Origin of the sequence: Streptococcus oralis (assembly GCF_001579025.1) — a bacterium.
Lineage (GTDB): Bacteria > Bacillota > Bacilli > Lactobacillales > Streptococcaceae > Streptococcus > Streptococcus oralis_X.
The window spans coordinates 1-711 of sequence record NZ_KQ970243.1; the positions used below are offsets into that span (position 1 = coordinate 1).

The window sequence follows — 711 nt, forward strand, 5'->3', positions numbered from 1 at the left end:
ATCGGGAAGACAGGATTCGAACCTGCGACACCTTGGTCCCAAACCAAGTACTCTACCAAGCTGAGCTACTTCCCGCGTTAAATAAAAAAATGCACCCTAGAGGAGTCGAACCTCTAACCGCCTGATTCGTAGTCAGGTACTCTATCCAGTTGAGCTAAGGGTGCTCATTATTATATGCCGAGGACCGGAATCGAACCGGTACGATCGTTACCAATCGCAGGATTTTAAGTCCTGTGCGTCTGCCAGTTCCGCCACCCCGGCCTCTCTAAGCGAACGACGGGATTCGAACCCGCGACCCCCACCTTGGCAAGGTGGTGTTCTACCACTGAACTACGTTCGCATCGACCTCTTATTCTATATAAAAAAATGCCGGCTACATGACTTGAACACGCGACCCTCTGATTACAAATCAGATGCTCTACCAACTGAGCTAAGCCGGCTGATTTCTATTATGCGGGTTAAGGGACTTGAACCCCCACGCCGTTAAGCGCCAGATCCTAAATCTGGTGCGTCTGCCAATTCCGCCAAACCCGCAAATATGACCCGTACTGGGCTCGAACCAGTGACCCATTGATTAAAAGTCAATTGCTCTACCAACTGAGCTAACGAGTCTAAAATAACTTCCGTTATCTTAAACGGTCCCGACGGGAATCGAACCCGCGATCTTCGCCGTGACAGGGCGACGTGATAACCGCTACACTACGGGACCTA

The 711-nt window shown here is 50.6% G+C and carries 8 tRNA genes; all 8 read right to left on the minus strand.

Annotated features, from left to right (window positions below):
• Position 1: 1 nt before the first annotated feature.
• The 8 genes from SORDD27_RS09390 to SORDD27_RS09425 all read right to left on the minus strand — a co-directional run bounded on the left by SORDD27_RS09390 (position 2) and on the right by SORDD27_RS09425 (position 709).
• Positions 2–75: transfer RNA gene (locus tag SORDD27_RS09390), tRNA-Pro, on the minus strand.
• Positions 76–90: 15 nt separating this feature from the next.
• Positions 91–164: transfer RNA gene (locus SORDD27_RS09395), tRNA-Arg, on the minus strand.
• Positions 165–175: 11 nt separating this feature from the next.
• Positions 176–261, minus strand: a tRNA-Leu gene (locus SORDD27_RS09400).
• A 7-nt stretch (positions 262–268) separates the two neighbouring features.
• Positions 269–340, minus strand: a tRNA-Gly gene (locus tag SORDD27_RS09405).
• Positions 341–367: 27 nt separating this feature from the next.
• Positions 368–440, minus strand: a tRNA-Thr gene (locus tag SORDD27_RS09410).
• A gap of 12 nt (positions 441–452) precedes the next feature.
• Positions 453–534: transfer RNA gene (locus SORDD27_RS09415), tRNA-Leu, on the minus strand.
• A gap of 5 nt (positions 535–539) precedes the next feature.
• A tRNA-Lys gene (locus SORDD27_RS09420) sits at positions 540–612 on the minus strand.
• Between the two features lie 24 nt (positions 613–636).
• Positions 637–709, minus strand: a tRNA-Asp gene (locus tag SORDD27_RS09425).
• Positions 710–711 lie beyond the last annotated feature (2 nt).